We start from the raw sequence: 9,160 nt of genomic DNA, 5'->3' as shown, positions 1-9,160 counted from the left end.
GAGATCGATCCCAAGCCGCATCCTTTGCAGCGACCCTTGCCGATTCTGATCGGCGGCCACGCCCCTGTCGCTCGCCGGCGGGCGGGACGCGTCGGCAACGGCTGGATAACGTCGAAGCTTGATCCGGAAGCACAGGCGATCGGAATGGAAGATACGCGTACCGCTGCGATGGCTGCGGGTCGGGATCCGGATGCTCTGCAATGGTTCACCAGCATCGACGTTCGATACGAACATGGCACGGTGAAGGCTCCAGAGAAGATTGTGGAGACGCTGCGCGCCTATCAGGCCCTTGGGGTGGGTCAGGTCTCCATCAATGCCATGGCTCGCGACAGAGCCGATATGTTCGCCCTGGTGCAATGGCTGGCGACCGAAATACTGCCGCAGTTCGGCGACACGGAAATCGCGGCCTGAGCGGCTTTCCTGACCACTTAGGCCATCGCCAACACGCTGGTCAGAATGTTGCGTACCAGTTCGGCCTGTCCGCGCGCGCCGGTCTTGGAGTAGATTTTCTTTGAGTAGCTGCGTGCGGTTTCGACCGTCAGGCCCAGTTGCTCGGCCGCCTCGCTGATCGTCAGCCCCTGCGCGATCGCCCAGGCCAGCCGGGCCTCGCTGGGGAGCAGGCCGAAAAGTTCGACAAGCTGCTCGCAGCGGTCAGCCTGCGATTCCCTATCGCCGTTTACATAGACGATGGCGACCGGCCGGCTCTGCGATACGAGCGCCTTGGTCCTCAGCGGGGCGATCAGGACGTCCATCAGGGGATCGCGGGACAGGTTGAAAGCGATCGGACGCGCGGCCGCGTCCAGCGCGAGCATCTTGACGGCCGCGGTAATCTCCCGATCCAATGCGGGCCGTTGCGCCACCAAGCGATTGTACCGGCCCCGGCGCAACGCGCGGCTTCGCTCGAATATCCGTTCCATGTGCGGTGAGGTGTCGATGATCCGGCACTCGGCATCCAGCGTCAACCACCCGAAGTTGAGCTTGCGAAAGGCTTCCGCCGAAAGTTCCGAGCGGAAGCGCTCCTGCTCCAGCGCCATGAACATGCGCATGGCCGTGCGAAGGTGGGGCGCCAACGTGGAGAGCCTGGCGCTGACCGAGACACTCAACGGCCGTCGTCCGAAACAACTCAGCCAAACGTCAGTGCCGCCCTTTTCCGCCACGCGTACGGAATACTGGCTGGTCATCCCCCATGGCGTCAGCACCTCATCATGGTAGGCGCGTTGCAGCGGATCGGCGCGATCGACCAGTTCCGCCATGGAATAGACGCGGTCTTCCCGCATCTCCCAGAACGGCATCGGCTTGTCGGCGAAGCGTCTGGTGAAGATGATATCCACTTCCTCGCCCGCCTGCTCACCGGAGTACAGGCTTGTCAGGGTGGGATCGTCCGGAGACCGGAAAGACACAACGACGAAATCGGATTGGGACGTATCGCGCAGGATATCAAGGAAGCTCTGCCACAGCGGCTGCTCAAAAATGCCATCGTAAAGAGCGCGAAGAAGACGATCATCCTGAAGCCTCATGACGATAATCTATCGCACCCCCATATGGGGGGTCAACTCCTGATGCGAACATGAAACAAGCTCCACAATGAAATGGGAGAGGTAAATGGTCGATCCACAGACTTTGACGCATCTCGAACGCCTCGAGGCAGAGAGCATCCACATTCTTCGCGAAGTGGTTGCCGAAGCGGAGAAGCCGGTGATGCTGTATTCGGTAGGCAAGGACAGCGCGGTGATGCTGCACCTGGCCCGTAAGGCATTCTATCCCTCGCCGCCGCCGTTTCCGCTCCTTCACGTCGATACGACGTGGAAGTTCAAGGCGATGTACGACCTGCGCGATCGCATGGCGCAGGAAAGCGGCATGGAACTGCTCGTCTATCACAATCCCGAAGCCGAAGAGCGCGGCATCAACCCGTTCGACCACGGCGCCCTGCATACCGACATGTGGAAGACAGAGGGTCTCAAGCAGGCCCTGAATCTCTACGGCTTCGATGCCGCCTTTGGCGGCGCGCGCCGCGATGAAGAGAAAAGCCGCGCCAAGGAGCGCATCTTCTCGTTCCGCACCGCCAGCCATGGCTGGGACCCGAAGAACCAGCGCCCGGAATTGTGGAACCTCTACAATGCCCGCAAGAACAAAGGCGAATCGATCCGGGTATTCCCGATCAGCAACTGGACCGAGCTGGACATCTGGCAGTATATCCACCTGAACGACGTGCCGATCGTGCCACTGTACTTTGCCGCAGAGCGTCCAACGTTCCAGTGGGAAGGCCAGCTGTTCATGGCCGACGATATTGAGCGCCTGGAAAAGGTCATGGGCAAGCGGCCCGAGATCACAAACCGCTCGATCCGCTTCCGTACGCTGGGCTGCTTCCCGCTGACCGGCGCTGTGGAAAGCACGGCCAAGACCCTGCCGGAGGTCATCCAGGAAACTTTGCTGACCACCACGAGCGAACGTCAGGGTCGCGTGATCGACAAGGACGCCGGCGGCGCCGGCATGGAGAAAAAGAAGCAGGAGGGGTATTTCTGATGTCGGACGTTATCGCAGACGAGTCGGTCTACCAGACCGACGCCCTCATCGCCGAGGACATCAACAAGTACCTCGAAACCCATCAGCACAAGACCATGCTGCGGTTCATCACCTGCGGGTCGGTGGACGATGGCAAGTCGACGTTGATCGGCCGCCTGCTTTACGATTCAAAGATGATCTTCGAAGATCAGCTGGAAGCGCTGGAGTCCGACAGCAAGAAGGTCGGCACGCAGGGCCAGGAAATCGACTTCGCGCTGTTGGTAGACGGCCTCGCCGCCGAGCGTGAGCAGGGCATCACCATCGACGTCGCCTATCGCTTCTTCAACACCGAAAAGCGCAAGTTCATCGTCGCCGATACGCCCGGACACGAGCAGTACACGCGCAACATGGTGACCGGCGCCTCCACCGCCGACCTCGCCGTGATCCTGATCGACGCGCGCAAGGGCGTGCTGGTGCAGACGCGCCGCCACAGCTATCTGGCGCACCTGATCGGCATCAAGAACATCGTCCTTGCCATCAACAAGATGGACCTGGTCGATTACGATCAAGCGGTCTACGACGGCATCCTCAAGGACTACACCGAGTTCGCGCATTCGATCGGCATAAAGCAGTTCACTCCGATCCCCATTTCGGGATTCAAGGGTGACAACATCACGGGGCCGAGCGAAAATACGCCTTGGTACAAGGGGCCGGCGCTGATCCAGCATCTTGAGGATGTCGAGGTCGATCAGGTTTCGGACCAGGAAAAGCCCTTCCGCATGGCTGTGCAGTGGGTCAATCGTCCGAATCTGGATTTCCGGGGCTTCTCCGGTCAGATCGCGACCGGCGTAGTCAAGGTCGGCGATGCTATCCGCGTCCTGCCCTCGGGCAAGACCAGCACGATCAGCCGCATCGTCACGCTGGATGGTGATCTGCAGCAGGCGGTGGCCGGTCAGTCGGTCACGCTGTGCTTTGCAGACGAAGTCGACTGTTCGCGCGGCGATGTCATCGCCTCTTCCGGCAATCCGCCGCAGGTGGCGGACCAGTTCGAATCCACCATCGTGTGGCTCGCCGACGAAGAGATGCTGCCGGGTCGTTCGTACTGGCTGAAGCTGGGCACGCAGATGGTCACCGCGACTGTCCAGGCGCCCAAGTACCAGGTCAACGTCAACACGATGGAGCACCTGGCGGCCAAGACGCTGGATCTCAACGCGATCGGCGTCGCCAACCTGTCGACCGACAAGCAGATCGTGTTCGAGCCTTACGAGAAGAACCGCACGCTGGGTGGCTTCATCCTGATCGACAAGATCACGAACGCCACTGTCGCTGCGGGCATGCTGCACTTCTCGCTGCGCCGGGCACAGAACGTGCACTGGCAGGCCACCGACGTCAGCCGTGAGTTCCATGCGGGTCTGAAGAACCAGCGCCCCGCGGTGTTGTGGTTCACCGGGCTTTCGGGTGCGGGCAAGTCGACGATCGCCAACCTAGTCGAGAAGAAGCTGGCGCGCATGAACCGCCACACCTTCCTTCTCGACGGCGACAACGTGCGCCACGGGCTGAACAAGGACCTCGGTTTCACCGATGCCGACCGCGTGGAGAACATCCGCCGCGTAGGTGAGGTGGCAAAGCTGATGACCGACGCGGGTCTCATCGTCATCACCGCCTTCATCTCGCCGTTCCGTTCGGAGCGAGAGATGGTGCGCCAGATGATGAAGCCGGGTGAGTTCATCGAGGTCCACATCGACACGCCGCTGGCCGATGCCGAAGCGCGGGACGTGAAGGGGCTCTATGCCAAGGCACGTGCGGGTGATCTGAAGAACTTCACCGGGATCGATAGTCCTTATGAAGCGCCAGAAGATCCGGAAATCCGCGTCGACACCACCTCGATGACCGCCGAGGAAGCGGCTGAAGAGATCGTGAAGAGGCTAATCCCATGAGCGGCCCGATCGATACCGCCGCGATGAGCGATGCTGCTCTGGCGGCTCATCTGGCCGAGGTCGCGGGGCGGATCCTGCTGGAGGTTCGCGCCTCCAGCGTGTTCCCCGCCAAGGCGCTGGGCAAGGCGGGCGATCAGACCGCCAACCAGTTTCTGGTCCATGCCTTGCGCTGTGCTCGTCCGGAGGATGGTCTGCTGTCCGAAGAAGAAAAAGACAATCCGGCGCGGCTCGAAAAGAGCCGCGTGTGGATCGTCGATCCGGTGGACGGCACGCGCGAATACGGCGAAGAGCGGGCCGACTGGGCTGTCCATGTCGGTTTGGCGATCGACGGTGAAGCGGTGACCGGTGCGGTGGCGCTACCGGGTGCGGGTCGTGTCCTGCGCACGGATGAGCCGCAGTCGGTTCCGGCAGCGCCGGAGAAACTGCGCATGGTCGTCAGCCGCACGCGTCCGGCCGCGGAAGCGACCGGCGTTGCTGAGCGTATCGGTGCGGAGCTGGTGCCGATGGGATCAGCCGGTGCCAAGGCGATGGCAGTTATCCTGGGTCAGGCGGATATCTACCTCCACTCCGGCGGGCAGTACGAGTGGGACAGCATGGCGCCCGTCGCCGTGGCCGCAGCCCACGGCCTGCACTGTTCGCGCATCGACGGCTCGCCGCTGGTGTACAATCAGTCTGACGTCTATCTGCCGGATCTGCTGATTTGTCGGAAAGAACATGTGGATCTGGTGATGAACGCGCTGCGCGCCTTCAACGCCGAAACCAAGGCTGACGCCTAACCAATCGAAAAGCGGGGAGAGGTGAAATTGCCTATCCCCGCTTTTTCGCGATCGTGATTCGAACGACCGCGCTGCATTTTGTTTCGCCGATGGCTGGTATCAGGGCGTCAAAATCACCTTGCCACCAGCCCCCCCGGCATCAACGATCGTCTGGGCTTTGGCCGCTGCTGACAAGGGCAGGGTTTTCGCGATCGCAATCGCAAGCTTGCCCGTCGACACCGCCCCTACGATGCGGGCCAGGTCATCACCGCTCGGGCTGACGCCAAAGAATTCGGGTTGAACCGGCAAACCGTCTGACGGGATCGGGTCGGTGGCTGCGGTAATGAATTTACCGCCGGGCTTCAGATGCTTGGCCAGCACCGCAACGCCCGGGCCGCCCACCGTGTCGATGATATGGTCGAACGGCTCACCTGGCCAGTCCTTGCCAATGATTGCCGTTTCCAAAGCGCCGATCGTTTTTGCGTCATCAGCCCTGCCTTCGCGGACACCGGCGATGACATGTGCGCCGCGTTCCAGCGCCGCCCACACCGCGACACTGCCAACAGCACCCAAAGCGCCGGTGATCAGTATCCGATCCCCCGCCTGCGCGTTCACGGCCTTGTCGACGAGCTGGACACCAGTGAGGCTTGCGGTGGGCAGTGCGGCGGCCGTTTCGAAGCTCATGTCGTCTGGAATGGTCGCCACGTCGCTGGCGTTCACTGCGGCGAACTCGGCGTAGCCCCCCTTGGTGAAGGTATTGAGCATGGCGACCACGCGCGTTCCTTCCACAAAGCCACTGCCAGCCTCGATCGTGCCGGCGACGTCATAGCCCAAGACGTGCGGCATCGGCACCGGAGCGATTTGTTCGAACATCCCGGCGCGCCATTTGCCGTCAGCCGGATTGACGGCGGCTGCCCTCACCGCAATCAGGACCTGCCCGTCGGCAACTTGCGGCATGGGTAGGTCGGTTAGCTCCAGAACGTCGGGGCCACCGTACTGATTGATCGCTACTGCACGCATGATGGCATCATTCCTGTCGGTCTATCGGGGATGAGCGGAAGAAGGACAGGCGGATCGCCTGGACACATCTGAAAATGTGGGCGAACACGGACTATCGGTCAAGCGTCTCACGCGCCTTCCCTGCCGTAGATGACGCAGCGAGTTGGGGTGATCTGTAAACAATATCGCGCACTTACACGTTGGTGATCATAAACATTGGACGGTTTTAGCGCGTTCTTGCCACGCGGTCATGGCCAAGCGCATGATCTGTGGCCAAGATTAAGCAATCGAGAGGATGAGCATGGCCGAGGCGGATAGAGCGACGGGCCGGCTGCAGTTCGGCGGATCGACCAAGCGCACGCTGTGCGGGCTTTGTCCCACGAACTGCGGCATGCTCGTCGAGGTCGAGGATGACCGCCCCGTGCGCTTCCATGGCGATCCCGGCAACCCGGTAAACCAAGGCAAACTCTGTCCGAAGGGCAGCGCCGCGATCGAAATCCATGAGCATCCCGATCGCGTCAATTTCGTCATGAAGCGGGTGGGCAAGCGCGGAGACGGTCAGTGGGAACGGATCGGGTGGGAGCAGGCGATGGACGAGATCGCCGCGAAGCTGTCCGACATCCGGGAGCGCGAAGGGCCGGAAGCCTTGGCGACGCTGGGCGGCACGCAGCATTCGCGTGACTGGGCCACCTGGCGCTTCATCACGCAATGGGGCACGCCCAACTTCATCAACTGTGGCCGCAATTGCGGGGCGGGGCCGATCGTCACCGAATGCTCGGTCTATGGCTGGGACACGATCACGGTGCCGCCGATCCCGGGCATCACGCAATGCCTGATCGTGTGGGGAGGAAACCCTGCGGAAAGCAACCCGATGGGGTGGGGGCCGTTGCGAAAGGCGGTGGCGGATGGCGCGATTAAGCTGATCGTCATCGATCCAAGGCGCACCAAGACCGCTGCGATCGCCGACATGCATCTGCAGATCAAGCCCCGCACGGACGGTGCCCTGGCATTGGGCATGATCCAAACGATCATCGCCGAAGAGCTGTACGACAAACAATTCGTCGAAGACTGGTGCCTCGGTTTCGACCAGGTGCGCGACATCGCTGCGGAGTGGACGCCGGAGCGTACCAGCGAAGTCACCGGTATTCCCGCCGAACTGATCGTGGCGGCAGCGCGGACATATGCCACCAGCAAGCCGGCGCGGCTTTCGTTCGGCGTCGCGGCGACCCAGATCGGGGAGGGTGCATCGCGTTCCGCCCTGCTGGGGCAGGCGATTCTGCGCGCCATTACCGGCAACCTCGATGTGCTGGGCGGCGAGACCTTCGAGGATGATCCTTATCGCACCCTGGCTTATTGGGACCTGATCGACTTCGGCAAGCTGATCGACCACCCCGTCCGCCAGCGCGATAACGTGAACGCGCACGATATTCCGATCTCATCGGTCAAAGGCTATGCCGCCTTTCGCGAGGCGATGGCGAACGTGAAGCCCGATGGCCACTACGCCGCGCAGTACATGCTTTTCGCCAGCCAGCCCCACCTCTATCGCGCCGTTCTGGAGGGCGATCCCTATCGTGTGCGGGCCATCATCGTCCAGAATGGCGAACCGCTGATGAACTATGGTGGCGCGAAGCTTGCGCGTGAGGCGTTCACCAGCGACGAACTGGAATTGCTGGTGGTGATGGATCACTGGCAGACGCCCACGGCGCAGCTGGCCGATTACATCCTGCCCGCTGCCGATTTCCTGGAGCGCCACGAAATGGCGATGCGCTGGGGCTTTACCCGCATGTTCAACACCGGCCAGCGTACCGTGAGCCCGCGATACGAGCGGCGCGACGATTACGATTTGTGGTCCGGCCTGGGCCGCCGTCTGCTCGATCCGGTAGAATGGCCAGAGGATGTGACGGCGATGCTGGATCGCTTTCTGGAACCCAGCGGCATGACGCACAAGCAATGGACGGAGGCAGAGCAGAACAGCTTCCTGCCGGAAGGCCGCACGTACCAGAGGTATCGCCAGCAGGGCTTCGCCACCGCTTCCGGCAAGGTGGAACTGGTGCCCAGCATGTTCGCGAAGTTCGGGATTGAGCCCACCCCGGTCTATACCGGCCCGCCCTACGCCCGGCCCGATGTCGATGATCCCGAGGCTTATCCGCTTCAGATGTTGACCGGCAGCCGCGTGCTGGAATTCATGGGATCGACGATGCGCCATTCGCGCAAGATGAGCGCGCGCCATCCGGAGCCGCTGGTGGAAATGCATCCTGACACGGCTGCGGAATTCGGCGTGGCGGAGGGCGACTGGCTGGAGATCCTGCGGCCCGAAGGCTCCATCCGGCAAAAGGCGGCGCTGACGGACGCGGTGCGCCCCGGCGTTGTGAACCTGGCGGGTTACTGGTGGGATCCCAAGCGAGGACCGGGCAGGGATTTGTCAGGCGCGATGGAGGCCAATGCCAACATGATCACGCCCACGGACTCGCGCCTCTCAAGCTTTTCTGGCGATCAACCCCTGCGCGGCCTTCGCTGCAACATCCGCAGGGTTAATTCTCCGGTCGCCTTGTAGAGGCCGCTTCAACCCGCTGTCTATCGGCGCGCGGATCACTCAGGTCCATGCCGCGCGGTCTAACGCTATCAGCGCGCGTCCCGGCCCGGGGTGATCAAGAGCGAAAGCGATCCGAGCGGCAGGATACACGGTGTGCGGGGGAACGATGGCAGGATTGTCTGCCAGAAGTTGCGCCAAACGCGCGAACATCGGTTGCAGCTCGGCACGAGCGGCCCGGCCTTCGTCTGGCCGCAAACTGAATCCCTGCACTTTGACCCCGCGCCCGGTAGCAGGCTGGGGGGGATGGCGCAGGCTTGGCCGGAAAGGTTGCCATAGACCATCAGTAGACCGGAATGGCCCAGGCAGGCGGCCAACCGCCCCGACGCTTCTCCCGCCACGCAGTCCAGCGCCAACCTGGCGCCAGCTTCGCCGAT

Annotated in this window: 7 protein-coding genes; 5 read left to right on the top strand and 2 right to left on the bottom strand. The window is 62.2% G+C overall.

The genetic code is table 11. From position 1 onward, the window contains the following. On the top strand, nt 1-411 hold a 411-nt coding region (locus tag ACHWRX_RS10240), incomplete at its 5' end, for an LLM class flavin-dependent oxidoreductase (protein ID WP_394659117.1). A 17-nt stretch (nt 412-428) separates the two neighbouring features. On the opposite strand, the gene ACHWRX_RS10235 is transcribed toward ACHWRX_RS10240, so the two are convergent. After that, nucleotides 429-1,517: a helix-turn-helix transcriptional regulator gene (locus ACHWRX_RS10235; protein ID WP_394659116.1), complete on the bottom strand. Its 1,089-nt coding sequence runs from the start codon at nt 1,515-1,517 to the stop codon at nt 429-431. Nucleotides 1,518-1,602: 85 nt separating this feature from the next. Here ACHWRX_RS10235 and cysD point away from each other — a divergent pair, with 85 nt between their 5' ends. The 3 genes from cysD to ACHWRX_RS10220 are packed head-to-tail and all read left to right on the top strand — an operon-like array spanning nt 1,603 to nt 5,215. Then, nucleotides 1,603-2,523, top strand: a complete 921-nt coding sequence (cysD, locus tag ACHWRX_RS10230) for a sulfate adenylyltransferase subunit CysD (protein WP_058736636.1) — start codon at nt 1,603-1,605, stop codon at nt 2,521-2,523. Further along, nucleotides 2,523-4,439 (top strand): sulfate adenylyltransferase subunit CysN, encoded by a 1,917-nt coding sequence (gene cysN, locus ACHWRX_RS10225; protein WP_288415740.1) that lies wholly within the window; start codon nt 2,523-2,525, stop codon nt 4,437-4,439. The genes cysD and cysN overlap by 1 nt, the downstream gene beginning before the upstream one ends. Next, entirely contained in the window at nt 4,436-5,215 is a 780-nt protein-coding gene (locus ACHWRX_RS10220; protein ID WP_394659115.1) for a 3'(2'),5'-bisphosphate nucleotidase CysQ, read from the top strand. The genes cysN and ACHWRX_RS10220 overlap by 4 nt, the downstream gene beginning before the upstream one ends. Nucleotides 5,216-5,314: 99 nt before the next feature. On the opposite strand, the gene ACHWRX_RS10215 is transcribed toward ACHWRX_RS10220, so the two are convergent. Then, on the bottom strand, nt 5,315-6,214 hold the full coding sequence (locus ACHWRX_RS10215; RefSeq protein WP_394659114.1) for an NADP-dependent oxidoreductase: 900 nt from the start codon (nt 6,212-6,214) through the stop codon (nt 5,315-5,317). A gap of 274 nt (nt 6,215-6,488) precedes the next feature. On the opposite strand from ACHWRX_RS10215, the gene ACHWRX_RS10210 reads away from it, so the two are divergent. Then, the gene (locus ACHWRX_RS10210) at nt 6,489-8,747 is read left to right on the top strand and encodes a molybdopterin-dependent oxidoreductase (RefSeq protein WP_394659113.1); all 2,259 of its coding nucleotides are present in this window, start codon (nt 6,489-6,491) and stop codon (nt 8,745-8,747) included. Nucleotides 8,748-9,160: the final 413 nt, after the last annotated feature.

Origin of the sequence: uncultured Novosphingobium sp. (assembly GCF_964277725.1) — a bacterium.
GTDB classification, from domain to species: domain Bacteria; phylum Pseudomonadota; class Alphaproteobacteria; order Sphingomonadales; family Sphingomonadaceae; genus Novosphingobium; species Novosphingobium fluoreni.
This window is presented reverse-complemented; position numbering and strand designations above follow the sequence as displayed.